Origin of the sequence: Serratia nevei, from assembly GCF_024160145.1 — a bacterium.
In the GTDB taxonomy this organism is placed as follows: Bacteria; Pseudomonadota; Gammaproteobacteria; order Enterobacterales; family Enterobacteriaceae; genus Serratia; species Serratia nevei_A.
The window spans coordinates 12,234-37,573 of the sequence record NZ_JAMYWQ010000001.1 but is presented as its reverse complement, the minus strand read 5'-3'; the positions used below and the strand labels follow the sequence as shown (position 1 = coordinate 37,573).

The 25,340-nt window shown below is 59.6% G+C and carries 21 protein-coding genes; 12 read left to right on the top strand and 9 right to left on the bottom strand.

Translation table 11 applies throughout. The annotated features are described in order from the left end of the window. Nucleotides 1-124: 124 nt before the first annotated feature. The gene (locus tag M6G53_RS00165) at nt 125-1,042 is read right to left on the bottom strand and encodes an alpha/beta fold hydrolase (RefSeq protein ID WP_253328215.1); all 918 of its coding nucleotides are present in this window, start codon (nt 1,040-1,042) and stop codon (nt 125-127) included. A gap of 187 nt (nt 1,043-1,229) precedes the next feature. Between M6G53_RS00165 and asr the strand changes: the two genes are divergently transcribed. The 3 genes from asr to M6G53_RS00155 all read left to right on the top strand — a co-directional run bounded on the left by asr (nt 1,230) and on the right by M6G53_RS00155 (nt 2,615). Next, nucleotides 1,230-1,508, top strand: coding sequence for an acid resistance repetitive basic protein Asr (gene asr, locus M6G53_RS00160; protein ID WP_253328214.1), 279 nt, complete (start codon nt 1,230-1,232; stop codon nt 1,506-1,508). A 35-nt stretch (nt 1,509-1,543) separates the two neighbouring features. Next, nucleotides 1,544-1,675 (top strand): small membrane protein YdgU, encoded by a 132-nt coding sequence (gene ydgU / locus M6G53_RS25475; protein WP_019452647.1) that lies wholly within the window; start codon nt 1,544-1,546, stop codon nt 1,673-1,675. Nucleotides 1,676-1,802: 127 nt separating this feature from the next. Further along, a complete protein-coding gene (locus M6G53_RS00155; RefSeq protein WP_253328213.1) occupies nt 1,803-2,615 on the top strand; it encodes a trypsin-like serine peptidase in 813 nt (270 codons plus the stop codon). Nucleotides 2,616-2,713: 98 nt separating this feature from the next. Here M6G53_RS00155 and hrpA read toward each other — a convergent pair whose 3' ends face one another. Beyond that, nucleotides 2,714-6,601 (bottom strand): ATP-dependent RNA helicase HrpA, encoded by a 3,888-nt coding sequence (gene hrpA, locus M6G53_RS00150; protein WP_253328212.1) that lies wholly within the window; start codon nt 6,599-6,601, stop codon nt 2,714-2,716. 269 nt (nt 6,602-6,870) lie between these two features. On the opposite strand from hrpA, the gene azoR reads away from it, so the two are divergent. Further along, the gene (gene azoR / locus M6G53_RS00145) at nt 6,871-7,476 is read left to right on the top strand and encodes an FMN-dependent NADH-azoreductase (RefSeq protein ID WP_253328211.1); all 606 of its coding nucleotides are present in this window, start codon (nt 6,871-6,873) and stop codon (nt 7,474-7,476) included. Between the two features lie 118 nt (nt 7,477-7,594). On the opposite strand, the gene M6G53_RS00140 is transcribed toward azoR, so the two are convergent. From M6G53_RS00140 to M6G53_RS00130, 3 genes are read right to left on the bottom strand one after another with little or no spacing between them, the layout of a single operon-like run. Further along, a complete protein-coding gene (locus M6G53_RS00140) occupies nt 7,595-7,918 on the bottom strand; it encodes a YdbL family probable chaperone protein (protein WP_253328210.1) in 324 nt (107 codons plus the stop codon). An 8-nt stretch (nt 7,919-7,926) separates the two neighbouring features. After that, on the bottom strand, nt 7,927-8,124 hold the full coding sequence (locus M6G53_RS00135) for a YnbE family lipoprotein (RefSeq protein WP_123895056.1): 198 nt from the start codon (nt 8,122-8,124) through the stop codon (nt 7,927-7,929). Continuing rightward, nucleotides 8,121-10,733 carry a YdbH family protein gene (locus M6G53_RS00130; protein WP_253328209.1) on the bottom strand — a complete coding sequence of 871 codons (2,613 nt, stop codon included), beginning with the start codon at nt 10,731-10,733 and terminating at the stop codon, nt 8,121-8,123. The genes M6G53_RS00135 and M6G53_RS00130 overlap by 4 nt, the downstream gene beginning before the upstream one ends. A gap of 448 nt (nt 10,734-11,181) precedes the next feature. On the opposite strand from M6G53_RS00130, the gene M6G53_RS00125 reads away from it, so the two are divergent. Beyond that, nucleotides 11,182-12,174: a 2-hydroxyacid dehydrogenase gene (locus M6G53_RS00125; RefSeq protein ID WP_253328208.1), complete on the top strand. Its 993-nt coding sequence runs from the start codon at nt 11,182-11,184 to the stop codon at nt 12,172-12,174. 50 nt (nt 12,175-12,224) lie between these two features. Beyond that, a complete protein-coding gene (gene hslJ / locus M6G53_RS00120) occupies nt 12,225-12,653 on the top strand; it encodes a heat shock protein HslJ (protein ID WP_253328207.1) in 429 nt (142 codons plus the stop codon). Between the two features lie 28 nt (nt 12,654-12,681). Here hslJ and M6G53_RS00115 read toward each other — a convergent pair whose 3' ends face one another. Both M6G53_RS00115 and ssmE read right to left on the bottom strand, forming a co-directional pair. After that, on the bottom strand, nt 12,682-12,936 hold the full coding sequence (locus M6G53_RS00115) for a DUF333 domain-containing protein (protein ID WP_206357491.1): 255 nt from the start codon (nt 12,934-12,936) through the stop codon (nt 12,682-12,684). A 499-nt stretch (nt 12,937-13,435) separates the two neighbouring features. After that, nucleotides 13,436-13,768 carry a multidrug efflux SMR transporter SsmE gene (gene ssmE, locus M6G53_RS00110; protein ID WP_253328206.1) on the bottom strand — a complete coding sequence of 111 codons (333 nt, stop codon included), beginning with the start codon at nt 13,766-13,768 and terminating at the stop codon, nt 13,436-13,438. A gap of 237 nt (nt 13,769-14,005) precedes the next feature. On the opposite strand from ssmE, the gene nifJ reads away from it, so the two are divergent. After that, nucleotides 14,006-17,539, top strand: a complete 3,534-nt coding sequence (gene nifJ, locus M6G53_RS00105; protein WP_253328205.1) for a pyruvate:ferredoxin (flavodoxin) oxidoreductase — start codon at nt 14,006-14,008, stop codon at nt 17,537-17,539. A 5-nt stretch (nt 17,540-17,544) separates the two neighbouring features. Here nifJ and M6G53_RS00100 read toward each other — a convergent pair whose 3' ends face one another. Then, nucleotides 17,545-18,792: an alginate lyase family protein gene (locus M6G53_RS00100; RefSeq protein ID WP_436286505.1), complete on the bottom strand. Its 1,248-nt coding sequence runs from the start codon at nt 18,790-18,792 to the stop codon at nt 17,545-17,547. 413 nt (nt 18,793-19,205) lie between these two features. Between M6G53_RS00100 and M6G53_RS00095 the strand changes: the two genes are divergently transcribed. From M6G53_RS00095 to M6G53_RS00085, 3 genes are all read left to right on the top strand, one after another. Continuing rightward, nucleotides 19,206-20,750 (top strand): phosphoethanolamine transferase, encoded by a 1,545-nt coding sequence (locus M6G53_RS00095; RefSeq protein WP_253328203.1) that lies wholly within the window; start codon nt 19,206-19,208, stop codon nt 20,748-20,750. Nucleotides 20,751-20,891: 141 nt separating this feature from the next. Then, a complete protein-coding gene (ttcA, locus tag M6G53_RS00090) occupies nt 20,892-21,830 on the top strand; it encodes a tRNA 2-thiocytidine(32) synthetase TtcA (RefSeq protein ID WP_253328202.1) in 939 nt (312 codons plus the stop codon). Between the two features lie 145 nt (nt 21,831-21,975). Beyond that, complete coding sequence (locus tag M6G53_RS00085) at nt 21,976-22,374, top strand: VOC family protein (RefSeq protein ID WP_004930496.1); 399 nt, start codon at nt 21,976-21,978, stop codon at nt 22,372-22,374. A gap of 218 nt (nt 22,375-22,592) precedes the next feature. Here the strand turns inward: M6G53_RS00085 and zntB are convergent, their stop codons facing one another. Further along, on the bottom strand, nt 22,593-23,576 hold the full coding sequence (gene zntB / locus M6G53_RS00080) for a zinc transporter ZntB (protein ID WP_253328201.1): 984 nt from the start codon (nt 23,574-23,576) through the stop codon (nt 22,593-22,595). 151 nt (nt 23,577-23,727) lie between these two features. On the opposite strand from zntB, the gene M6G53_RS00075 reads away from it, so the two are divergent. After that, complete coding sequence (locus tag M6G53_RS00075) at nt 23,728-24,816, top strand: hypothetical protein (RefSeq protein WP_436286504.1); 1,089 nt, start codon at nt 23,728-23,730, stop codon at nt 24,814-24,816. A gap of 194 nt (nt 24,817-25,010) precedes the next feature. After that, complete coding sequence (locus M6G53_RS00070; protein WP_253328199.1) at nt 25,011-25,259, top strand: hypothetical protein; 249 nt, start codon at nt 25,011-25,013, stop codon at nt 25,257-25,259. The last annotated feature ends 81 nt before the right edge of the window (nt 25,260-25,340 follow it).

Here is a 25,340-nt window from a genome sequence, read left to right as displayed (position 1 = left end):
CCTGCCTGTATGACCAGATACTGCCGCATAGCGCAGATTCCCTGCCGACAACGCTTGAGTTACAGAGTGGCGGGTGGCCACCCACCATAAGTATGTTGTAACTAAAATAGTAAAAAACAGCGGGCTACCCGGCCTCCCGCCCCAGCGCATGACGGGCGATCATCGCCACCAGCTGCGGCCGCAACTGCGCAGGCAGATCGTGCCCCATGCCCGGCATAATCTGCAGGTTGGCGTTGGCTACCGCACGGGCGATCGCCACCCCGCCCGCCTTGCGTACCAGCCGATCGCGATCGCCGTGAATGACCAGCGTCGGCGCGGCTATACGCCGGCAATAACGGCGCAAATCGCCGCTGCCGAGCAGCGCGGAAAGTTGCCGCTGCATGCCTTCCGGATCCACGCCCCGTTTCAGCAGCCGTTTCACCAGCGCATCCAGCTCTGCCTCCTGCGGCGGGTACACCGCGGTGCCGAGCGCGCGCAGAAAGGCTTTCATCCCCTCATGGCGCTGCTGCAGCGTCATATCGGCCGCAGGCCGGCGCACCAGTAGCCACAGCAGCGAAGGCGCCGGCGGCGGCAACAGCGGCTGATTGGTGCTGGAAAACAGGATACTCAACGAGGCGACGCGCTGCGGATAGTCGGCGGCCAGCACCTGGGCGATCATGCCGCCCATCGAGGCGCCCAAGACATGGGCCTGCCGAATGCGTAAATGGTCGAGCAGATGCGTCGCGTCCGTCGCCATGTCCGCCAGGGTATAAGGCACCGGCGTTTGCCAACCAAGCTGGGCGCGCAGCATCAGCAGCCACAACGGCTGCGAACGTTGCGCCTGGGTTTTGCCGGAAAGGCCGACGTCGCGGTTGTCATAACGGATCACCCGAAATCCCTTGGCCACCAGGGCGCGGCAGAAATCGTCGGGCCACAGCAACAGCTGTGCGCCGATGCCCATGATGAGCAGCAGCGGCGGGTGCGCCTCATCGCCCCAATCCTCATAGGCCAACGGCACCTCGCCCTGTTCAGTCACGCCACAGCGAATCGTTATCTCGTTCATTTCAAATCCCTTTTATCGCACCCGGTGGTCATTATAGCAGCAATCCCCCCCGCTACCGCCGCGGCTGTACATTAGGTTACAAGCCGAAACCAATCACTCACGGAAAGCCGGGCGCCGTTTGCCTACTATCATTTCAACGGCCCCGCAGTGGGGTTGATACCCGAAAAGTCATGTTGAGGATTCTGCGATGAAAAAAGTATTAGCTCTGGTTGTTGCCGCTGCAATGGGTCTGTCTTCCGTGGCTTTCGCTGCAGAAGCTGCCACCACCACCGCACCTGCGGCTACCGCAACCACCGCCACCGCTGCGCCGGCTAAAGTTCAGGTGAAACACCACGGCAAGAAAGCCCCGGTACAGAAAGCTCAGGCGGCCAAGAAACATCACAAAAAAGCCGGTAAGAAAGCCCCGGCGCAAAAAGCCCAGGCGGCTAAAAAGCACCACAAGAAAGCCAGCCACAAGAAAGCGTAATGACGTGAGGGTCCCCTCACCGCTTCAGGCTTGACGTGTACGACACCCGGTTCGCCGGGTGTTTTTTCATCGGGGGGTTCTCATTGATGCTGCGCCGCTACCTGTTCGAGATCATTCTGACCGCCCTGATCCTGTGTGGACTGATCGCCGTCTTTTTTTACCTGTAGCCTGCCGCGTCGCCGGCGGGAAATTATTGAAAAATCAATTATTGCCCATCCACATGGCTGCTAAATCAGTCTATAGTTAGCATTCAGTGTGTTTATGGATGATCCGTATTTGTCAGGCAAGAGATCTATGCGCATATCCGTTTTATTGTTGCTGTGCTCACTCCCGCTCATCGCTTCTCAGGCGGCACGCGCCGACGGCCCGTCCAAAGCCGAGCAAACGCGTCTGTTTTTCGGTAAAGATGAACGAATCAAGGTCACGGATACCGCCGCCCAACCGTGGCAGGCCATCGGCCAGGTCGAAACCGCCAGCGGCAATCTGTGTACCGCCACGCTGATCTCCCCGCACCTGGCGTTGACTGCCGGCCACTGCGTGCTGGCACCACCGGGGCAACTGGATAAAGCCGTCGCCCTGCGCTTCGTGGCGGGTGATAAATCCTGGCAGTATCAAACCGGCAATATCGAGACCCTGGTCGACAGCAAGCTGGGCAAAAAGCTGAAGCCGGACGGTGACGGCTGGATCGTCCCGCCTGCCGCCGCCGCTTATGACTTTGCGCTGATCCGCCTGAAAGACAAAACGCCGTTGCCGATCGCACCGCTGCCGCTGTGGCAAGGTGACAGCAAAGCGCTGACTCAGGCACTTAAGCAGGCTAAGCGGCTGATTACACAGGCGGGCTACCCGGAAGACCATCTGGATGACCTCTACAGCCACCAGAACTGCAAGGTGACCGGCTGGGCCCAGCAAGGCGTGCTGTCGCACCAGTGCGATACCCTGCCCGGCGACAGCGGTTCACCGCTGCTGCTGAAAACCGCCGACGGCTGGCAGTTGATCGCCATCCAAAGTTCGGCGCCGGCGGCGAAAGATCGCTATCGCGCCGATAACCGCGCCCTGGCGGTGCCCGGCATTCGCGAAGCGCTGGACGCCCTGGCGGCAGGCAAATAATCCTCTCTCAACGGCGCTTTAGGCGCCGTTGCTGTTTCTCTGTTCCCTGAATTTCACCTTGCGCTGCGCCGGCCGCTTGCCGGCCGGCGCGCCTGAGCTTAGCCCGAAAGCTGCTCGATAGTTTGCAGAATGCGCTTGTCGGAGATCGGGTAAGGCGTGCCCAGCTGCTGCGCGAACAGGCTGACGCGCAGCTCTTCGATCATCCAGCGCACCGCTTTCACCTCTTCTTCCTGCTGTCGTTTCGGCGGCAGCTTGTTCAACCATTGCTGCCACGCCTGCTGCACCTGCTCCACCCGCAGCATCTGCGCGCGATCGCGGTGCGGATCGATAGCCAGTTTTTCCAACCGGCGCTCGATCGCCTGCAGGTAACGCAACGTGTCCGGCAGGCGTTTCCAGCCGTTGCCGGTGACGAAGCCGCGGTAGACCAGCCCGCCGAGCTGGGTCTTGATGTCCGACAGCGCCAGCGCCAACGACATATCCACCCGGCCTTTCAGCCGTTTGTTGATGTTGAATACTGCCGTCAGGATCTGTTCAACCTGCTTGGCCACCTCGACCACCGTGTCATTCAGCTCGGCGCGGATCTGCTCCTGCAGGCGCGCAAAGCCTTCCTCTTGCCAGACCGGGCCGCCGTGTTCGGCGATCAGCTTGTCGATGCCGCACGAAATGCAGTCGTCGATCAGCTCCAGCACCTTGCCGTACGGGTTGAAATAGAGCCCCAGCTTGGCCTTGTTCGGCAGCTTTTCATGCAGGTATTTGATCGGCGAGGGGATATTCAGCAACAGCAGGCGGCGCGTGCCCTGCCACATCGCCTGTTGCTGCTCGCTTTCGCTGTCGAACAGCCGGATCGCCACGCTGTCCTTTTCATCCACCAGCGCCGGATAGGCCTTCATCGAATAGCCGCCGCGCTTCTGCTCGTAAAACGCCGGCAGTTGACCAAAGCTCCAGACATGCAGATTGCTCTGCTCCAGCCCGTCGTCAGCCACCGCCGACAGCGTCTCCTGCACCTTCTCTTTCAGTTGCAAACGCAACGCGGCCAGGTCTTTGCCTTCGCGCAGCGTCTGGTTTTTCTCGCCCACCACGCGGAAGGTCATCTTCAGGTGATCGGGCACCTGATCCCACTGCCAGTCATCACGTGACACGGTCACGCCGGTCATGCGCCGCAGCTCGCGCTCCAGCGCGTCCAGCAGCGGCAATTCCAGCGCCGTGACGCGGCCAAGGAACGCCTCGGCGTAGTTCGGTGCCGGCACGAAGTTGCGGCGCACCGGCTTCGGCAGCGACTTGATCAGCGCAATCACCAGCTCGCGGCGGATGCCGGGGATCTGCCATTCAAAGCCCTGCTCCTCCACCTGGTTGAGGATGGGCAGCGGAATGTGCACCGTCACGCCGTCGGCGTCGGTGCCCGGTTCAAACTGATAGCTCAGCCGCAGCTTGAGGTTGCCCTGATGCCAGAAGTTCGGGTAGTCCAGCGCGCTGATCTTGCTGGCGCCATCCTTGATCAGCATCTCTTTTTCGAAGTTCAGCAGATCCGGCTGCTGTTTGGCGGCGCTCTTCCACCAACTGTCGAAATGGCGGCCGGAAACCACATCGTTGGGGATACGGCGATCGTAGAAGCCGAACAGCGTTTCGTCGTCCACCAGAATGTCGCGGCGACGCGATTTATGCTCCAGCTCTTCCACTTCGGCGCGCAGCTTTTGGTTGTCGCGGAAGAAAGCGTGGCGCGTCTGCCAATCGCCCTCCACCAGCGCATGGCGGATAAACAGCTCGCGGCACAGCAGCGGATCGATGGAGCCGTAATTGACCTGGCGCGCCGCGACGATCGGCAAACCGAACAGCGTGACCTTTTCACTGGCCATCACCGCCCCCTGCGACTTCGACCAGTGCGGCTCACTGTAGCTGTGTTTCACCAGGTGCTGAGCCAGCGGCTCGATCCATTCCGGTTCGATGCGCGCGGCGATACGCCCCCACAGGCGGCTGGTTTCCACCAGTTCGGCCACCATGGTCCACTTCGGCGGCTTCTTGAACAGGCCGGAGCCGGGGAAGATCGAGAAACGGGCGTTGCGCGCGCCGGTAAATTCCTGCTTGTCCGCATCCTTCTGGCCAATGTGCGACAGCAAGCCGGTCAGCAACGCGGTGTGCACGCTGCGGTAGTCGGAAGGCGTGCTGTTGATCGGCAGCCCCAGCTCTTTCACCACCTGGCGCAGCTGGGTATAGATATCCTGCCACTCGCGCACCCGCAGATAGTTGAGGAAGTCGTTGCGGCACAGCCGGCGGAACTGGCTGGAAGAGTTTGCTTTTTGCTGCTCCTGCAGATAATCCCACAGGTTGACGAACGCCAGGAAGTCCGAGTCTTTGTCGGCGAAGCGGCGGTGTTTTTCATCCGAGGCCTGCTGCTTGTCCATCGGGCGCTCGCGCGGATCCTGAATCGACAGCGCAGCAGTGATGATCATCACCTCGCGCACGCTGCCGCTCTTCTGCGCTTCCAGCACCATGCGCGCCAGACGCGGGTCGATCGGCAACTGCGCCAGCTGGCGGCCCTGCGGCGTCAGCTGATAATGGCCGTTGTCGGCGGTGGTAATCGCCCCCAGCTCTTCCAGCAGGCGCACGCCATCCTGAATGTTGCGCTTGTCCGGTGCCTCGACGAACGGAAACGCGGCAATGTCGCCCAGCCCCAGCGAAGTCATCTGCAAAATGACCGACGCCAGGTTGGTGCGCAGAATTTCCGGATCGGTAAATGCCGGCCGCGACAGGAAATCCTGCTCGGCGTACAGCCGAATGCACACCCCTTCCGAGACGCGGCCGCAGCGCCCTTTACGCTGGTTGGCGGAGGCCTGCGACACCGGTTCGATCGGCAGGCGCTGCACCTTGGTGCGGAAACTGTAGCGGCTGATGCGCGCGGTACCCGGATCGATGACGTACTTGATGCCCGGCACCGTCAGCGAGGTTTCCGCCACGTTGGTGGCCAGCACGATGCGGCGGCCGTGGTGCGACTGGAACACCCGGTTCTGCTCGCTGTTCGACAGGCGCGCATACAGCGGCAGCACCTCGGTGTGCGGCAGATTGAGGCGGTTCAGGGCGTCGGCGGTATCGCGGATCTCACGCTCGCCGCTCATGAAGATCAGAATGTCGCCCGGCCCTTCGCGCCCAAGCTCGTCCACCGCATCGAAAATCGCCTGCAGCTGGTCGCGGTCGGTATCGTCGCCGTCATCGACCACCGGGCGGTAGCGCACCTCCACCGGGTAGGTGCGGCCGGAAACCTCGATGATCGGCGCATTGTTGAAATGGCGCGAGAAGCGCTGCGGATCGATGGTCGCCGAGGTGATGATCACCTTGAGATCCGGGCGCTTCGGCAGCAGTTCACGCAGGTAGCCGAGAATAAAGTCGATGTTGAGGCTGCGCTCGTGCGCTTCATCGATGATCAACGTGTCGTACTGCATCAGCAGGCGGTCCTGCTGAATTTCCGCCAGCAAGATGCCGTCGGTCATCAGCTTGACCAGGGTGTTTTCCCCCACCTGATCGTTGAAGCGCACCTTGTAACCGACGCTGCCACCGAGCGGGGTTTCCAGCTCGTCGGCGATGCGGTTGGCGACGGTGCGCGCCGCCAGGCGGCGCGGCTGAGTATGGCCGATCAGCCCTTTTACCCCGCGCCCCAGCTCCAGGCAGATCTTCGGCAACTGGGTGGTTTTCCCCGAGCCGGTCTCCCCGGCGACAATCACCACCTGGTGATCGCGGATGGCGTTTAAAATGTCCTGTTTTTTTTGGCTGACCGGCAGGCTTTCCGGATAGGTAATGCGCGGGCAAGACGCGGCGCGCGCCTGCACTTTTTGCCGCGCCGCCGCGATGTCGCTTTCTACTTCGGCGGCAACCGCCAGCTGGGCATCGGGATTTTTGATTTTTCGTGCGCCCTGCAGGCGACGACGCAGGCGTTGTTGATCGCGGAGCATCAGCTCACCCAGTTGGGCCGGCAGTGCCTCGAGCGGAGATTTCACGTTCGGTGTTCCTTGTTTCTTCGCCGCCAAGGCCAGGCTTGGCAACGGTTTAGTGTTTTTTTAGCGATTTTTTTGCTTTAGCCGCACAGCCTATCACAAACGGCTTTCTCCCCCTACTTCCGCGAGTAAAGCGTCGCCATGTCATTCAATAAAATCGAACGAAGATCTCGAAATATTGCGCTATCACTGTGGGGGGAATGTGAATAGCATGTACTTCATGCAAGGGACGCTGAGTCCTGATGTCACTGTCACAACGTAAGGAATTATCGATGAGCAACGTATTGGTTCTGAAATCAAGCATCCTGGCGACCTACTCTCAGTCTAACCAACTGGCCGATTTCTTCGTAGAGCAATGGAGCAACGCCCACAGCGGCGACGCCATCACCGTACGCGATCTGGCCGCGCAGCCAATCCCGGTGCTGGACGGTGAGCTGGTCGGCGCGCTGCGTCCTTCCGATGCTCCGTTGACCCCGCGTCAACAAGAAGCGCTGGCCCTGTCGGACGAGCTGATCGCCGAGCTGCAGGCCAATGACGTCATCGTGATTGCCGCGCCGATGTACAACTTTAACATACCGACCCAGCTGAAAAACTATTTCGATCTGGTTGCCCGCGCCGGCGTAACCTTCCGCTACACCGAAAACGGTCCGGAAGGCCTGGTGAAAAACAAACGCGCCGTGATCCTGACCAGCCGCGGCGGCATCCACAAAGGCACTCCAACCGACCTGGTAGAACCTTACCTGCGTCTGTTCCTGGGCTTCATCGGCATCACCGACGTGGAGTTCGTCTTCGCGGAAGGCATCGCCTACGGCCCGGAAGTGGCGACCAAAGCCCAGGAAGACGCCAAGGCGGCCCTGTCTCAGGTGGTTGCTGCCTAAGACCCTGCGCAGGGGCGCCACGCCCCTGCCGGACAAGACACACGTCCTGTCAAACCCGCACTACCCTCATAATAATCAGCTATCCGTATCTCTTGGCGCGCCAGACGGCGCGCTTTTTTTATTTCTGCAGCCACTGGCCGTTGATGCCGCGCACATACTCGCCGCTTTGCGCGCGCGTCACCAGCTTCTGCCCGGCCATGCGCGCCACTTCGTCGACGGCGATATGGTTGCCGTCCGCCACTTCCTGATACTTCTCGGCGCGGCCGGCGTTGATGCGCTTCACCAGCGCCAGCGTTTCCGCGTCCTGCTGCACCGGCGCGATATAGCCGCTCAGGGTTTCGCCCACCCGCCCTTGCTGTTTGGCCTCATCCAGCGTCAGCGCCATCGCCACACCGCTGAACAGCCAGGCGGCGCCGGCCAGCCACACATAACGTTTTTTCATGTCGGCTCCTAGAACAGACCGCTTTGGGTTTTCAGCAGGTTTTCGACGTCCTTATCCACCTTGATATGAATTTCATGCTCGATCTTGACGTTCATATTGATGGTGATCGGATCCTTCGGTGTCGCCACCTCGATGCGCGGCACGCAGCCGCTCAGCAGCGAAACGCACAGCAGCGCTGCCAGCGCCGACACACTCATGATTTTCATTGTTGTTCCCCAGGTTGTGAGAGGGCCTGCTCCAGCCACTCCTGTAAATTGTCGCCGAAGCGCAAACTGCGCCACAGCTGAAACACGTTTTCCTGATGGCGATAGTTCAGGATCACCTCGCGCTTGGCGCTCTTCTGCGGGTTGATGCCGTCGATGCGCGCGCTCAGCGTCAGCTCGCCCAGGTTGTCGAGATCGACCCGGGCGTGCGAACGGTTGATTTCCATGTAGCGCAGCCAGTCGATCGCCGCGCCGGTCGCCAGGTTGTTGCTGCCGATGGCGTCGGCCATGTCTTTGTCCAGCCGCAGCGTCAGGGTGCCGGCGTTGGCGATCCAGCCGTTTTGCACCAGCCATTTCGGGTGGTTCAGGAACAGCGGCAGCTCGCCGTCGACCCGGCCGGACATGGCGAACTGCTTCGGTTTCAGGGCGGTGAACAACGCGCTGAGATCGACCTTGTCCAGTTTCAGCACCGCAGCGTCATGCTGCGGCAGGCGCAGCGCCGACAGGCTGATATGCCCGTTGAGCATGTCCACGCCGACGTTGCTCAACGTCAGCGGCTGCCCTTCGCTGTAGGGATAGGTGCCCTGCAGATCGGCGGAGATGTTCTGCATCTCGAACAGGTTGGTGAAAGACTTGATGCGCAGCGACACCGGCCGTTTGGCCCCCAGCAGCCACTGATGCTGCTTGAACCGGTATGACAGGATGAAATCCAGGCCGCTCATCTCGCCGTCTTTCAGCCACATGCCGCCGTTTTTCACCACCCAGTGGCCGCCGGCCTCAAAGCCCTGCTCGCGGGCGGCGGAAAACGCCGACTGCGCGTAAAACTCGCCGTCGCGCAAGGTGAGATTGAGATCCGGCGCCAGCAGCGGCTGGAAGACCTTCAGCGACTGTTTCGGCCACCAGCCTTCGCCACGCAGGCGTTCACCGTCCCAGCGGCCGCGCAGCGCGATCGGCCCGATCTGCTGCGCCTGCAGTTTGCCCTGCAGCTGGAAACTGTCCGGCGAACGGCCGTTCAGCTGCAGCGCCAGTACCGGCGCCGGCAGATGGCCGCCGTCGCTGAAGCTGACCTTATCCGCCGCCAGCTGCAGCTCAGCGTTGAACTGCGGGTTTTGTTCATCGCGCTGCCAGCGCAGCGGTTGGTTGAGGCTCAGGCGCGGCGCGGCGACCGTCACCAGACCGTACTTCAATTTGTCGAAACCGGTGGAGAGCTTATCGAGCACCAGCTCGCTGTCCTGCCAGCGGCCGCTGCCGGCGACGTCCCAGGCGGCCTGCAGCGGCGGCAACCGGCCGTTGCCCCAGTAGCGCCACTGCCAGTCGCCCTTGTCCGGCCAGAAATCCTGCGCCTGGCCGTCCAGGTGCAGCTTGAAGCGCCCCCAGTAACTGTCGCTGGCGCTCAAAATCGCCTGCAGGCGGCCGGTGATACCGGCGGCGGTGACCTTCACGCCCGCCAGCGGTAAACGTGCCTCCTCCAGCTTCATCTCCGGCGTCACCTTGCCCCACAGGCGCAGCAGCGACCCCGGCTGAAGCACCAGCGTCGGATTAAGAATGCTGCCGCCGAGCACGCCCGGGATCGACGCGGTGGTAGAGAAATCGGCCAGATTGGCCTGGCCGGTCAGCTGGAAGCGCAGATCGCTGTCGCTCAACCCCACCTTGCCCGGCCCGAGGGTGAGCACGGCATTGCCCTTGCCGTTGTGGCCGGCGGTGATCACGTTCAGCCGCGCGCTGATCTCCGTTTCATCCAGCCCTGTGCTCCAGTCGTGCAGCGCGATGCTCAGGCCGCCGTTCAACGGCTGCCCACTGTACGGCCAACGCCACTCGCCCTGCTTGATGCTGAGCCGTTGCGGCGCGACTTCCCACGGCAACACCGCCAGCGGGCGATCGTCGCCTTTTTCGCTCACCGTCAACACGCCCTGCTGCTGTTGCCAGCGCATGTCCAGCAACAGCGGTTTTTCCAGATAGGCGATCTGCATTTCCCCCTGCAACGCGCCCTGCGTCGGCAGGCTGGCCAGATCCAGCGGAATGGTTATCTTGCCGGCGAGGTGCAGCGGCTGTGCGCTGTTGGGCGGGACGATGGTCAAACTTTGCAACGTCAGCTGCTGTTTTTCATCCAGCTGCGCCTCGGCGCTGAGATTCGGCCCCTGATAATGCAGGCGTTGCCCGTCAGGGCCGGAGGCAAGCTGTAGCTTGCCGGCATAGCGCTGCCAGGGAATGAGCGTCAGCTCAGTAATGGCCAGATCCAGCGGCGGCAGCTGTCGCTGCAGTTGATCGAGCGCCAGTGGCGCGCTGTTGGCGTCGCCGCCCGGCAGTTTTGACAAACAGGCGGTATCGACGCTGACCTTATCGCTCGACAGCTGCCAGCGGCCCTGGCGATAAGCCAGCCGCGCCGGCCCAAGGTTGGCCAGCAGGCAATCTTGGGCGGTGAAACGCGCCCCCGCCAATGCCAGACCGCCCTGGCGCCAGTGCAATGTGCCCTGCAACTCCAGCCGGCTCCCCGCCGGCAACCAATGCGATAACACCCCCGGCAGCCAGCGCGGCAAGGTTTGCCACAACGCCAGCACCAGGATTACGCAGCCCGCCACCGTCCCTATGAATACTTTCAATCGCCTGGTCATTAAATGATTGCTTTGTTCCTGAGTTAGGCATTCGTTAAGTCTATGCCTGAATTGACAATAATGATGGCACGAATTTGACATAGGGTGAAGCCAAGCGCGGCGGTGGGGGTGATTTGCACCGTTTTGGCGCAAACGCGTACGGGATTGTAGATTTTCGTTACATATAGTTCACATCAATAGGACAGTTTTCAGACTTTTGTTATTGTTGTTACTATTGATGATTAATAGTCTTGCAATCATTCTAATAAGAGTTTAGCTGCTAGCTAACTGTGTACTAGAGAAGCCATTCCCCACACCCCCGTGGGGATTTTTTTGCCGCCTGCCACCCCCTTCGCCTTCTCCCCACCGTTTAACGCCCCTCTGCCCGGCCGCGCCGAAAAGGCTAACCAATTGTCGAATTTACCAAAATCTGTTAAATTGATCACAAAATCACGGTGGAGAAACCACGATGAAATTGGCGATATACAGTACCAAACAGTATGACCGTAAATATCTCGAACTGGTGAATCAGCAGTTTGGCTATGAGCTGGAATTCTTCGACTTTTTACTCAGCAAAAAAACCGCCAAAACGGCCGCCGGTTGCAAGGCGGTGTGTATCTTCGTCAACGACGACGGCAGCCGTGAAGTGCTCGAAGAGCTGGCGGCGCTGGGCGTCGAGATCCTCGCCCTGCGCTGCGCCGGCTTCAACAACGTCGATCTGGACGCTGCCAAAGCGCTGGGTATCAAGGTAGTGCGCGTGCCGGCCTATTCGCCGGAGGCCGTGGCTGAACACGCGGTGGGCATGATGATGTGCCTGAACCGCCGAATTCACCGCGCCTATCAACGCACCCGCGATGCCAACTTCTCGCTGGAAGGGCTGATCGGCTTTAACATGCACAACCGCACCGCTGGCGTGATCGGCACCGGTAAAATCGGCGTGGCGACGATGCGCATTCTGAAAGGTTTCGGCATGAAGCTGCTGGCCTACGATCCGTTTCCGAGCGAACAGGCGCTGGCGCTGGGCGCGGAGTATGTCGATCTGAAAACGCTGTATGCGCAATCCGACGTGATCACCCTTCATTGCCCACTGACGCCGGAAAACCACCATCTGTTGAATGCCGACGCCTTCGCGATGATGAAAAACGGTGTGATGGTGATCAACACCAGCCGCGGCGCACTGATCGACTCCACCGCCGCCATCGACGCGCTGAAGCAGCAGAAAATCGGCGCGCTGGGAATGGACGTTTACGAGAACGAACGCGACCTGTTCTTCGAAGACAAGTCTAACGACGTGATTCAGGACGACGTGTTCCGCCGCCTGTCGGCCTGCCACAACGTGCTGTTTACCGGCCATCAGGCTTTCCTGACCGAAGAGGCGCTGACCAGCATTTCGCAAACCACGCTGCAGAACATCGGCCAATTGGAGCGCGGCGAAGCCTGCCCGAACCAGTTGAACGCCTGAGCGTAACCTCGGGGCGCCCTTGCGGCGCCCTGTTTATTTGAGAGAACGCGATGAGAAAAACCACGGTAGCCGCCCTTGCGGCGCTGGCCTTGGCGGGGTGCAACATGAAACCACACACGGCCGTCACGCCAAACGATCTGCTGCATCACAACTTTGTGTTGCAGAGCGTGGATGGCGAAACGGTGAAATCACCGGCGGGTGGCGGCATGCTCAATCTGGAGTTCGGCGAGAGCCTGCATGTCTCCGGCGCGATGTGCAACCGCTTCTTCGGCCAGGGGCAATTACGCGACGGCGTGCTGACGGTAAAACCGCTGGCCACGACGCGCAGGCTGTGCCCTGATGAACAGCGCAACCGCTGGGATCGGGTGATCGGCACCGTGCTGGAAAACGGCGCCGAAGTGACGCTAAACGAGCAGCAGCTGACGCTCAGCGGCAGCGGCCACACGTTGGTTTATACCCTGCGCGATTGGGTGTACTGATCCTGCCGCCGGGCCTGAGACCGTGCCCTTACCCGGCGCAGCTGCCCAGGCCCAGCGTGCGTTCTTCGCATTGCTTGCCGTTCGGCATCTGGCACATGCGCAGCGCTTCGCCGTTCAAGTTGTGTGTGATGGTGGTGACGCCGCCGACCGCCGCGCAACCGGCGCTGGTCTGCAACGTATTGATTCTGGCACTGTTGCCCTGCTGTACTGGCTCTTCGTTATTGCTGCTGCAGGCGGCTAAAAGCAGCACGGCGCTGGCAAGCAGCCATTTTGATGTCGTCATTATCCCACTCCTGAACCCGGAACTGCGCTGTGTAAAATCGCCATTGCTGATAACGCGCGTCACTTGGCGGACACGTTTCGCTATCTTTGATGCAAACTTGTTTAATCTAGCTCGATATATAAATAATGAAAATATATTCCGGCCATTATTTGGCGTTTTTTTGCGCCGGTCGAACATTTATTTTGTTTGCAGAATATTTCCACCCCGGCGCGCGGTGCCAAACGTGACGGTGCCACCTGCTACCCGGCCCCGGCCGCACGCAGGAAGTGATAACGTCACCGCTGCCGACGGGGAGATCTCTCCCGCAATATCGGTATTCATTATCTTCGCGTGCTTTCAGTAAGACGGCGCATTTTTTGCTACCGGAGAGGATGATATTTGCGGCTATGCTGGCGGCGCTAAGTAATTAGCATTCCACTATTTTCAGTGAATGATGGCTGAATTCTTCAACCGGCGCGACTTGCTGTCACGCCGGCCTTTTTTCACATTAAAATAACACTCAATGCACCGAGGCTTTGGACAATAAATTAATCACCAGCACGCCGGCAATAATTAATCCCATACCGACGATCGCCGGCCAATCCAATTTTTGCTGATAAACGAATACCGCAGCGACCGACACCAGCACGATGCCCATGCCCGACCAGATCGCATACACGATGCCGAGCGGCATGCTCTTGACCACCATCGACAGCCCCCAAAATGCCACGCCGTAGCCCAGCACCACCAGCAGCGACGGCCACAGGCGGGTAAAGCCCTCGGAGGCTTTCAACAGGGTGGTGGCGATCACTTCCGCGACTATCGCCATCGTCAAATACATAAATGCGTTCATGGTTTTCTTCTGTCAGTTTGCCGATGCGCAATTATGACGCGCCTGAAATAAATTGTCTTTAAACGGTGAAAACAATTTATTGCCACCGGCCCTCAATCGGCGAGGAAATAGGCCTTTGACGATTTATCACCCGTCACACAAACACGATAAAGCCACGTTCAACCCCTCTGTTAGACTTTTTTCCATTACTGCGAAATGCGCTTTCGCGGCTTTGTGAGCAATGAAAAGGTAACGTCGATGATAACTACAGATGGTAATAATGCAGTCGCTTCCGTGGCCTATCGTACCAACGAAGTGATTGCCATCTACCCTATCACGCCGAGTTCCACCATGGCGGAACAGGCGGATGCCTGGTCCGGCGATGGCCGGCAAAACATCTGGGGCGACATCCCGCGGGTAGTGGAAATGCAGTCGGAAGGCGGCGCGATCGCCACCGTGCACGGCGCCTTGCAAACCGGCGCGCTGTCGACCTCGTTCACTTCATCGCAGGGGCTGCTGTTGATGATCCCGACGCTGTACAAACTGGCCGGCGAGCTGACGCCGTTTGTGCTGCACGTCGCCGCGCGTACCGTGGCTACGCACGCGCTGTCTATCTTCGGCGACCATTCGGACGTGATGGCGGTGCGCCAGACCGGTTGCGCCATGCTGTGCGCCGGCAGCGTGCAGGAAGCGCAAGACTTCGCGCTGATCTCGCAGGCCGCCAGCCTCAACGCGCGCGTGCCGTTTATCCATTTCTTCGACGGCTTCCGCACCTCGCACGAAATCAACAAGATCGTGCCGCTCAGCGACGATACGCTGCGGCAAATGCTGCCGCAGGCGGCGATCGACGCTCACCGCCGCCGCGCACTGTCGCCGGATCATCCGGTGGTGCGCGGCACTTCCGCCAACCCGGACACCTATTTCCAGTCGCGTGAAGCCACCAACCCGTGGTATGACGCCACCGGCCAGCACGTGATCGACGCCATGGCGGCCTTCGCCGCCCTTACCGGCCGCCACTATCGGCCGTTCGACTATTACGGCCACCCGCAGGCCGAGCGCGTGGTGGTGGTGATGGGTTCCGCCGCCGGCACCTGCGAAGAGGTGATCGACACCCTGCTGGCACGCGGCGAGCAAGTCGGCGTGCTGAAGGTGCGGCTGTTTCGGCCATTCTCCGCCCAGCAGTTGCTCGGCGCATTGCCGGACAGCGTGCGCAGCGTCGCGGTGCTCGATCGCACCAAAGAGCCGGGCGCGCTGGCCGAGCCGCTGTATCTGGACGTGATGACCGCACTGGCGGAAGCCTACAGCCGGGGTGAGCGCGCCACGCTGCCGCGGGTGATCGGCGGCCGTTACGGCCTGTCGTCGAAAGAGTTCGGCCCGGACTGTGCGCTGGCGGTGTTCCGCGAGCTGGCCCAGCCGCAGCCGCGTGCGCGCTTTACCGTCGGCATCTTCGATGATGTCACCGGGCTTTCACTGCCGCTGAGCGACGAAATCCTGCCGCAGCGCGCCTCGCTGGAAGCGCTGTTCTACGGTTTGGGCAGCGACGGCTCGGTCTCGGCCACCAAAAACAACATCAAGATCATCGGCAACGCCACGCCGCTGTATGCCCAGGGCTATTTCGTCTACGACTCCAAAAAGGCCGGCGGCCTGACGGTGTCGCACCTGCGCGTCAGCGAGCAGCCGATCAACTCGGCCTACCTGGTCAGCCACGCGGACTTCGTCGGCTGCCACCAGCTGCAGTTTATCGATAAATATCAGATGGTCGAGCGCCTGAAGCCCGGCGGTACCTTCCTGCTCAATACGCCTTACGCCGCCGACGAAGTCTGGTCGCGCCTGCCACAGGAGGTCCAGGCGTTGTTGCACCAACGCCAGGCGCGTTTCTATATCATCAACGCCGCCAAGCTGGCGCGCGAATGCCGGCTCGGGGCGCGCATCAACACCGTAATGCAGATGGCATTCTTCCACCTGACGCCGATCCTGCCGAGCGACGTAGCGCTGCAACAGTTGCAGGATGCCATCGCCCGCAGCTACAGCAGCAAGGGCCAGGAGATCGTCGAGCGCAACTGGCAGGCGCTGGGTGCCACCCGCGCCGCGCTGACCGAGATCCCGCTGCAGCCGGTCGACGCCCGCAGCCCGATGCGCCCGCCGGTGGTGTCGGACGCCGCGCCGGACTTCGTCAAAACCGTGACCGCCGCGATGCTCGCCGGGCTGGGCGATGCGCTGCCGGTTTCCGCCTTCCCGCCGGACGGCACCTGGCCGGTGGGCACCACCCAGTGGGAGAAACGCAATATCGCCGAAGAGATCCCCATCTGGCAGCCCGACCTGTGTACCCAGTGCAACCACTGCGTCGCCGCCTGCCCGCACTCCGCCATTCGCGCCAAGGTGGTTCAGCCGGCGGAGATGGAACACGCCCCCGCCTCCCTGCAGTCACTGGATGTCAAAGCGCGCGATATGCGCGGCCAGAAATACGTGCTGCAGGTCGCGCCGGAAGATTGCACCGGCTGTAACCTGTGCGTTGAGGTCTGCCCGGCAACAGATCGTCAAAACCCGGAGATCAAGGCGATCAACATGGCTTCGCGTCTCGCTAATCTGACGGCGGAAAAAGACAACTACGACTTCTTCCTGCAGCTGCCGGAAATCGATCCGGCGCAGCTGGAGCGCATCGACATTCGCACCTCGCAGCTGATCACCCCGCTGTTCGAGTACTCCGGCGCCTGTTCCGGCTGCGGCGAAACGCCATACATCAAGCTGCTGACCCAGCTCTATGGCGACCGTTTGCTGATCGCCAACGCCACCGGCTGCTCGTCGATCTACGGCGGCAACCTGCCGACCACGCCGTACACCACCAACGCCGAAGGGCGCGGGCCGGCGTGGGCCAACTCGCTGTTCGAAGACAACGCCGAATTCGGCCTGGGCTTTCGCCTGACGGTCGACCAGCATCGCGCGCGGGTGCTGCGCCTGCTGAATTCGCTGGCGCCGCAGCTGCCTGAGCAGTTGGTCAATGCCCTGCAGATGGAAGACGTGGCGCCGGAGCCGCGCCGTAAGCAGATCGCCGAACTGCGCACGCTGCTGGCGAGTTTTGAAGGCGAGGACGCTCGCCAGCTGGCGGCCGACGCTGATTACCTGGTGGATAAATCCATCTGGCTGATCGGCGGTGACGGCTGGGCCTACGACATCGGCTTCGGCGGTTTGGATCACGTCCTCAGCCTGACGGAGAACGTCAACGTGCTGGTGCTCGATACCCAGTGCTACTCCAATACCGGCGGCCAGCAGTCGAAGGCCACGCCGCTCGGCGCGGTGACCAAGTTCGGCGAGCACGGCAAGCGCAAGGCGCGCAAGGATTTGGGCGTCAGCATGATGATGTACGGCCATGTCTACGTCGCGCAGATCTCGCTGGGGGCGCAGCTTAACCAGACGGTGAAAGCGATTCAGGAGGCCGAGGCCTATCCGGGCCCGTCGCTGATCATCGCCTACAGCCCGTGCGAAGAGCACGGCTACGATCTGGCGCTCAGCCACGATCAGATGAAACAGTTGACCGCCACCGGCTTCTGGCCGCTGTACCGCTTCGATCCGCGCCGCAGCGCCGAGGGCAAGGCCGCCTTGGCGCTGGACTCCCGGCCGCCGAACAGCAGCCTGGCGGAAACGCTGTTGAAGGAACAGCGTTTCCGTCGTCTGAACGCGCAGCAGCCGGAAGTGGCCAGCGCGTTGTATCAGGCCGCCGAGAAAGAGCTGAAGGAGAAATACGACTTTCTCAGCCTGCTGGCCGGCAAGGCGGAAAAATCCGCCGCAGAGTAACCTCGTCAGGGCGCGAACGATTCGCGCCCTGACTCCAGCCAGCTTTCGCGCTGCGCGTCCTGCACCGCACCACGCACATAGCCGGATGCGCCTGACCAGGCTGCAGGATCAAACTTCGCCTGCGCAATCGTTTTGCGATAACGTTCGCTGCCCAGCTCGGCATCCGCCCTGATCAGCAGCGGCACCAGACGCACCCCGACCCGATCGAGGCTGGGATAAGGCCATGCACGTGCGGCGTCCACATAAGGTGCCATAAAATCCAGCGCCGCCAGCAACGAACTGCCTTGCGCGGTGCGATAGCGCCAAAGATCGGTCCCCTGACGTTGTGCCAACGTCGCCATCAGCACTGCAGCCTGCAGATTGAAATAGCTGTAATGAAACGATCGCGTGCGCCGCAGTTCCTGCGGCTGAGCGCCGTTGGCGGCCAACTGTGCATCCAGTTTGCTTTGCATCAATCCGATCATCTCGCGCACCGTCGCATCACGTTTCAGATAAGCGGCAATGCCCGCCACCTGCAACGCATACCAACTGCCATGATTGTTGGCCGCCGCCGCTTCCCGTTTACCAGGCGCGCTGTGCAACAACCAGTCGAGATAGCTCTCAAGCCACTGCCGCATTCGGTGTTCATCCAAGGCCGTCCAGCCGTCGCTTTCGCGCAGTAACTGCAGGCTGTCGACAAGGCGCGTGGCGAAATAACGCCCATCGAGAATACCGTTGCCCCGGCCCTCATCGCGGCCGGGGACGCCCTGAGCATAATCGAGATTGGGATTCATGCGCGTCGCCGGATTGAAAAACCAGTAACGAATCTGCGCCATCGCCCGCTCGCTGTACGCCTCTCGTCCGGACAAATAGCCGGCCAGCGCCAGCGTCCACACCGTCTCGGTAAAACGCGCCAGCCGCGTGCCGTCGCTGCGATTGTCCTTACTGGCCGGGTTCACTCGCCCATCTTTGCGGATCCACGGCAAGCCGTCGGCCTTTTCGGGATCGGGCCACCAGTAGGCGGCCAGGCTCATATAATCATGCTTGTCGCCGCTTGGCGGCGTCAGCGTTTTCGCCGTCACGCTGTACAAGGGTTCAAGCAACGCGCGATCGGCGTCCCGCAGCAAAGCGCGATATTGCGCACCTTCAGGCTGGGCTTTAATCTGCGCCAGCGTTGCCTGCGACAAAAAGAGACAGCAATCGACAGCAGTCGCCGGCGGCGCAAGAATGCATAACAGCCCCGATAACAGACCCGTTCTGAGCAAATGGCGCATGCTTCCCTCTCATTATTGACGGTATCGTCTCTATCAAAGCATGGGTATGACCGGTAAGCAACGCGGCTCAAGAGATTTGCTCGACCGTTCTTAAAACGCGATTGCCAAAACCGCCGACATTACCCAGGGGGCATGATTAGAAAAATCGCGAACAAAAAAAGAGCGGCACCGCCAGAAAATCGGGTTATTTAATAGGCGGCTCATGACACGAAAACATAGCCAAGTGCAGAATAAAAATACGGCAAGCGGCGATATTCGCCAGGCCGTCTTCTCGTTCACCATCAACAGACATTCTAACTGATTGAATACTGACCTCTATTCGGGCCATCAATGCGTCTTTCCCATCGAATTAATATAGGATGAATGGTAAAATTAATAATTAATTCCAATAAAAACACACAGAATAGTCACGGATGAAACAATATAATAAATACATTATTTTTGTTGCGCTCTTTTTTTGGTCGACCCTGGTGAATTTTTCATGCGGATACGCCGTCAGGCCCGGGTACGTCATCGCTTTGGCCCTGCTGGTTATTCTGGCATTTCAGATATCTCGCGTCGGCGGGGGCATTATCGTTGCCCTCTTTAGCATCGTTTCTGCGGCATACCTCCCTACCGCCGTAAAATATGGCCCTCCCTCTGTGAATACGGTTGCCGCCGCACGCTATACCAGCACATCGGAATGCCTGGAGTTTATCCGCCTCACGCCGATCTCAAGCATCATGCTCTCCTTGCTGGTTATGATGCTGGGTTTCGCCTGTATTGCGCTCTTGGCCAAGCGCATCAATCTGAAAAAGCGCACCATTTCAGTTATGATGTTCACCGCTGTAGCGATTATTTCCTTTAATCCCGCCGCATCATATATAAAAGAAAAAAATTTCTCATACCGTACATTTAATTTTACCCCCATTCGCTTTGTCAACGATATTTATGAACCTTATAGACTCATCACCGAGCAAGAAAAGGTCAGTGCAGCGTTGCTCGCCACGCAGGATGAATGGAACCCCATTAATTTGGGCAGTCAGTATGATACTTACATCATGGTCGTTGGTGAGAGTGTCCGCAGAGACTATATGCATGCATATGGATACGGCATCAAAAATACGCCGTTTCTCTCAAATGCGAAGGGGATTTTCTTTGATAATTACTACTCCCCCAGCTTTGCGACCGTTCCCTCGCTCCTCGCCTCCTTCTACCCACGACGCGATGACGGCATAGCGTACAACAACAGCATTATCAGGCTGGCCAAAAAGGCCGGGTATAAAACGTTCTGGCTTTCAAATCAGGGGCGATTCGGACGCTATGACGGCCCTGTGGCTGACATCGGTCGGCAGGCGGACGTGAGCTATTTTGTTAAGAGCGGCGACTCCAACGACCATCACTATTATCCCGACAGCGCACTGACGCCATCGATTGAACAAGCGATGGCCGACAGCGCGCAGAAGAAACTCATCGTTATACATTTGATTGGCTCACATCCTGAGTCCTGCGCCAGGACCAATGGCAAATATGATGAATTCTATCGGTCAAAAGATCTCTCGTGTTATATCCAAAGCATCAAGAATACCGATACCCTGCTGCAGCAGATTACCGGCATCGCCACCGCTAACGATGCCAAATGGTCTCTGCTCTATTTTGCCGATCACGGCTTAGGCCAGTTCAATAAAGGCATGGACGATGCTTATATGGAGCATGATGACTTGAATCAACAAGCGTTTATGCCGCCATTCGTGATTACGAGCTACGATGACACACGCCGGGAAAGGGTCACTGAGCGTCGAACCGGTTTTGATTTCGTGCCTATTTTCTCTCAGTGGCTGCGCATTCGAGATGCAAACATCACAGAGCGCTGCGATTTCCTCAGCAATACCGCCTGCGGGGAGCGCATTGAAGTGCTGGACAAGGATTTCAAACGGATAGACATCGACACGTTAAGCGCCGACGACACTGCGGTTTAGCGGCCCGGCGGGTGGGCGGCGCCCCGCAGAAAACAGATTGCACAGATGCGCGACGATCGGGAAGCAAAGCACAATGACAGGCTGGCTATTTAATACTCTTTGCCCCTATAATGCCCCTTTCTGGAGTATCGAAAAAATAAAATGAAAGAAAGTCAACAAGATAACAAACGCTCGCAGTATAACCTGAACAAATTGCAAAAGCGTCTGCGCCGCAACGTGGGCGAAGCGATCGCCGACTTCAATATGATTGAAGAAGGCGACCGCATCATGGTCTGCCTGTCCGGCGGTAAAGACAGCTACACCATGCTGGAGATCCTGCGCAATCTGCAGCAAAGCGCGCCGGTCAACTTCTCGCTGGTGGCGGTGAACCTCGATCAGAAACAGCCTGGCTTCCCGGAGCATATTCTGCCCGCCTACCTGGAAAGCCTGGGGGTGGAGTACAAGATCGTCGAAGAGAACACCTACAGCATCGTCAAAGACAAGATCCCGGAAGGCAAAACCACCTGTTCATTATGCTCGCGCCTGCGCCGCGGCATTTTGTACCGCACCGCCACCGAACTGGGCGCCACCAAGATCGCGCTGGGCCACCACCGCGACGATATCTTGCAGACCCTGTTCCTCAACATGTTCTACGGCGGCAAGATGAAAGGCATGCCACCCAAGCTGATGAGCGACGACGGCAAACACATCGTGATCCGCCCGCTGGCCTATTGCCGCGAGAAAGACATCGAGCGTTTCTCGATCGCCAAAGCCTTCCCGATCATTCCATGCAACCTGTGCGGCTCGCAGCCTAACCTGCAACGCCAGGTGATCGGCGACATGCTGCGCGACTGGGACAAGCGTTACCCGGGCCGGTTGGAAACCATGTTCAGCGCCATGCAAAACGTGGTGCCTTCGCACCTGAGCGACGTCAACCTGTTCGATTTCAAAGGCATTCACCACGGTAGCGAAGTGGTGGGCGGCGGCGATCTGGCCTTCGATCGCGAAGACATTCCGATGCAGCCGGTCGGCTGGCAGCCGGAAGAGTCTGACGACATCGCGCCGGCACCGGCGCGTTTGAACGTGCTGGAAATCAAATAGGCCCCTCGCCGCTTGCCACCCTGCAAGCGGCGACATTTCCCCCTTTCGACGATCTCGATCCTGTTCACAGTTTGCGCAAAATCTACTGGGCAGTGACGTTTTTACCCTATACTGTTTATTCATACAGTCATATGGAGATCGCGTAATGAATATTACCCCCTGCCTGTCCCACGTCTCGCTTGGCTCCAACGATTTTGAGGCCGCCGCCGCCTTTTACGATCGTGCGCTGGCCGCCCTCGGTTGCCGACGCGTGCTGGAGCATCCCGGCGCCATCGGGTACGGCCGCGACTACCCGGAGTTCTGGCTGCAGGTGCCGATCGACGGCCGGCCGGCCTCGCCCGGCAACGGCACGCACGTCGGTTTTTTCGCGACCAGCAAGCAACAGGTGGATGAATTCCATCGCCAGGCGCTGCTGGCCGGCGCCGTCGATGAAGGCGCGCCCGGCTCGCGGCCGCACTACGGTGAAGCCTACTACGGCTGCTTTGTCCGTGATTTGGATGGACACAAGATTGAAGCCAGTTTCTGGGATGAAAGCGCGGCCTGACGGAGTGGAAAAGGCGAATAAAAAAATGCCGGTGGTTAAACCGGCATTGTACGAATCAAATGTGCTATGCAGTAATTCAAAAATAAGAAAGTAAGACAATTATGGAGCGCAACGCCCATCGCTTGACGTTGCATTCACCTGCGAGAGAGATCATGCCCCATTTCCCCCGGCTAAATGTTGATATTGCTCAATGTTAACCGGGTTTTCGTCATTTTGGCCTACAGCCAGCGGCTGCGCTTTAGCCACCAGGCGACGCCCCCTACCAGCGCCAGCAACATCAGGCAGAAGGTGCCGAAACCAAACGACGCGCTGTTGCCCGGAATGCCGCCCAGGTTGACGCCGAACAGCCCGGTCAGGAAGGTGGTCGGCAGAAACAGCATCGCCAACAATGACATGGTGTAAGTGCGGCGGTTCATTGCGTCGGCCATCACCGTGGTAATTTCGTCGGACAAGATGGCGGTGCGCGCAATGCTGCCATCCAGATCGTCCAATCCCCGCCCCAGGCGATCGGCGATGTCCTGCATGCGGCGGCGATCGTCGTCGCTCATCCACGGCAGGCGATCGCTGGCCAGTCGGGCAAAAACGTCACGCTGCGGGGCCATATAACGGCGCAGCACGATCAGCTGTTTACGGATCAACGCCAGCTGGCCGCGCTCCGGCACCTGCTGCTCCAGCAACGCGTCCTCCAGATCGATAATCTTGTCGTGCAGATCCTCGATAAATTCGCTGGTGTGATCGGTCAACGCATCGGAAATCTCTACCAGCCAATTGCCACTGTTGGTCGGCCCGGCGCCGCTTTGCAGATCGTTCACCACCTGATCGATGGAATACACCTTACGATGGCGGGTGGAGATAATCAGTTTGCCGGTGATGTATACCCGGATGGTGACCAGCTGATCCGGCCGCGAGTTGGCGTTGAAGTTGATGCTGCGCAGGGTAATCATGGTGCCCTCACCCTGGCGGCTGACGCGCGGCCGCGAACTTTCGCCGGAGAGCGCTTCGCGCACCGAATCCGGCAGCAGCGGCGTGCTGCTCAACCATTCGGCGCTGGCCGGGTGCGCATAATCGAGATGCAGCCAGCACGGCGCGTCGCAGGTGATCTTGTCACCCTGCTCGATCGGCGTTACGCCCCCCTTGCCGTCCAGCTGATAAGCGTAAACCGCATCGGCGACCTGCAGCTCGCCCCCCTCAATCACATCCATTCATTTATCCCCTCAGTCTTGCTAATGATGCTGAGTCTAGCGTTAACGCCTTGGAGATCAAAGGCCAAGCTGTAACGCCAGTTTTCCCGCCAGGCGACACACGTGCTCTATACTTCAGGCGAAGTCACATTGGCAAACAGGTGAGGCGCTGGTGGTGGGAACGAAAGAATCAGGTACAAGGCATGCTGCACCGAACCTGGCGGTTCTGTTCTGCACCGCGATAGCGGCGCTGCTTTTCGCCAGCCAACCGCTGCGCGCGCAGCCGGCGCTGGAGCGCATCGCCTCCCCTTTGCGGGTAGCGACGGCAGGAGGCAATTTTTCTTACTATGTCGCCCGTGGGCACAACATCCAGCCGCGTACCGCACTGGTGGTGATGCATGGCCACCCGCGCGATGCGGTTAAAACGCTGCAGGCGGCGATCGACGCCGCGCGGCCGGCGGGAACGGCAGATGATACCTTACTGGTCGCCCCGCTGTTCCAGGTGCCGGAGAAACTTGCCGCCCACTGCCATTCCGCCGGTCTGCCCCAGCCGCAAGACGGCGACGCCCTGTGGCGCTGCGGCTCCTGGATCGAAGGCGGTTTGGATAATGCCGGGAAGGTCGGCTCGTTCGACGCCATGGATAACCTGCTGGCCGATATGCAACGGCGCTGGCCGTCGCTGCGGTTGATAACCGTGGCCGGTTTCTCTGCCGGCGCCCAGTTCGTGCAGCACTATGTCGGCTTTGCTCATCCGCCAAGCGGGGTGCGGCTGCGCTATGTGGTAGCCGACCCCGGCAGCTGGCTCTATTTTGATAATCTGCGCCCCCAGCCAACAAACGGGGGAAGCTGCGGCAGTGAAACAGCCTGCCGCTTCCGTTGGCAAACGCTGAACGCCGGCCAGTGCCCGCAGGCCAATCGCTGGAAATACGGCCTGGAAGCGCTTCCTGCTCACCTGCGGCGCACCGCAGACATGGCCCGCCGGCGGTACGTCACCGCTGATGTCACCTATCTGGCTGCCGCCGAGGATACCGGTACCGCGCCGGGTGCCTACTATCGGATACTCGACAAATCCTGCGCCGCCCGGCTGCAAGGCCCTTATCGATTGCAGCGCGCCCTGGCCTATGCCGACTATGACCGGCGTTATCTGGCGCCGGATAAGCCACATCGGTTGACGGTCGTTCCCGGCTGCGGGCACAACGTCGCCTGCGTCTTTCCCGCCCCGGCGGCCAGGCCGGCGCTGTTCCCCATTAATGCAGACTAATAATAACGGCAATGAAATAAACCATTGCCGCTAAATCAGGCAATATCGCCGATAAAGCGCTGGTAATGCCGTTATTATTATGACTTAACATATTGCTATCATTTTTAATTCAAAATGATAATAATAAATCAACACAAAGCTGTTTCAGCGCAAATTTTAGGGGCATATACTTTTCTCACTACGAGGAGGTAGTTATGTTACGCGACCATTTAAAAATAAACGCCAGCGATACGCTGGAAAAAATCAGCAATATACATTTGCAAAACCAGGGCCAGGAAGAGATCAGTGAGTTTGTGGTGAAGAACGCCGCCGGCCTGCAGGTTGGCAAGGTCTCCGTCCACGATCGTTTCAGCACCCGTCGCTCTTATCCCACCAGCTACCGCATCACCCAGACCGACATGAGCGGCCGCGTGGTGGTCGATGCCATGCGGGACTGTCTATAAGCGTAACCCCTCTCTGAAATAGCGAAATAATCATGTGATGATGGCAACCCCGTTTATTATTAAACGGGGTTTATCGCGTGG

Coding starts and splice junctions, on each gene's coding strand:
- M6G53_RS00165 (WP_253328215.1), bottom strand. CDS start 1,042: ATGAACGAGATAACGATTCGCTGTGGCGTGACTGAACAGGGCGAGGTG.
- asr (WP_253328214.1), top strand. CDS start 1,230: ATGAAAAAAGTATTAGCTCTGGTTGTTGCCGCTGCAATGGGTCTGTCT.
- M6G53_RS00155 (WP_253328213.1), top strand. CDS start 1,803: ATGCGCATATCCGTTTTATTGTTGCTGTGCTCACTCCCGCTCATCGCT.
- azoR (WP_253328211.1), top strand. CDS start 6,871: ATGAGCAACGTATTGGTTCTGAAATCAAGCATCCTGGCGACCTACTCT.
- M6G53_RS00140 (WP_253328210.1), bottom strand. CDS start 7,918: ATGAAAAAACGTTATGTGTGGCTGGCCGGCGCCGCCTGGCTGTTCAGC.
- M6G53_RS00135 (WP_123895056.1), bottom strand. CDS start 8,124: ATGAAAATCATGAGTGTGTCGGCGCTGGCAGCGCTGCTGTGCGTTTCG.
- M6G53_RS00130 (WP_253328209.1), bottom strand. CDS start 10,733: ATGACCAGGCGATTGAAAGTATTCATAGGGACGGTGGCGGGCTGCGTA.
- M6G53_RS00125 (WP_253328208.1), top strand. CDS start 11,182: ATGAAATTGGCGATATACAGTACCAAACAGTATGACCGTAAATATCTC.
- hslJ (WP_253328207.1), top strand. CDS start 12,225: ATGAGAAAAACCACGGTAGCCGCCCTTGCGGCGCTGGCCTTGGCGGGG.
- M6G53_RS00115 (WP_206357491.1), bottom strand. CDS start 12,936: ATGACGACATCAAAATGGCTGCTTGCCAGCGCCGTGCTGCTTTTAGCC.
- ssmE (WP_253328206.1), bottom strand. CDS start 13,768: ATGAACGCATTTATGTATTTGACGATGGCGATAGTCGCGGAAGTGATC.
- nifJ (WP_253328205.1), top strand. CDS start 14,006: ATGATAACTACAGATGGTAATAATGCAGTCGCTTCCGTGGCCTATCGT.
- M6G53_RS00100 (WP_436286505.1), bottom strand. CDS start 18,792: ATGCGCCATTTGCTCAGAACGGGTCTGTTATCGGGGCTGTTATGCATT.
- M6G53_RS00095 (WP_253328203.1), top strand. CDS start 19,206: ATGAAACAATATAATAAATACATTATTTTTGTTGCGCTCTTTTTTTGG.
- ttcA (WP_253328202.1), top strand. CDS start 20,892: ATGAAAGAAAGTCAACAAGATAACAAACGCTCGCAGTATAACCTGAAC.
- M6G53_RS00085 (WP_004930496.1), top strand. CDS start 21,976: ATGAATATTACCCCCTGCCTGTCCCACGTCTCGCTTGGCTCCAACGAT.
- zntB (WP_253328201.1), bottom strand. CDS start 23,576: ATGGATGTGATTGAGGGGGGCGAGCTGCAGGTCGCCGATGCGGTTTAC.
- M6G53_RS00070 (WP_253328199.1), top strand. CDS start 25,011: ATGTTACGCGACCATTTAAAAATAAACGCCAGCGATACGCTGGAAAAA.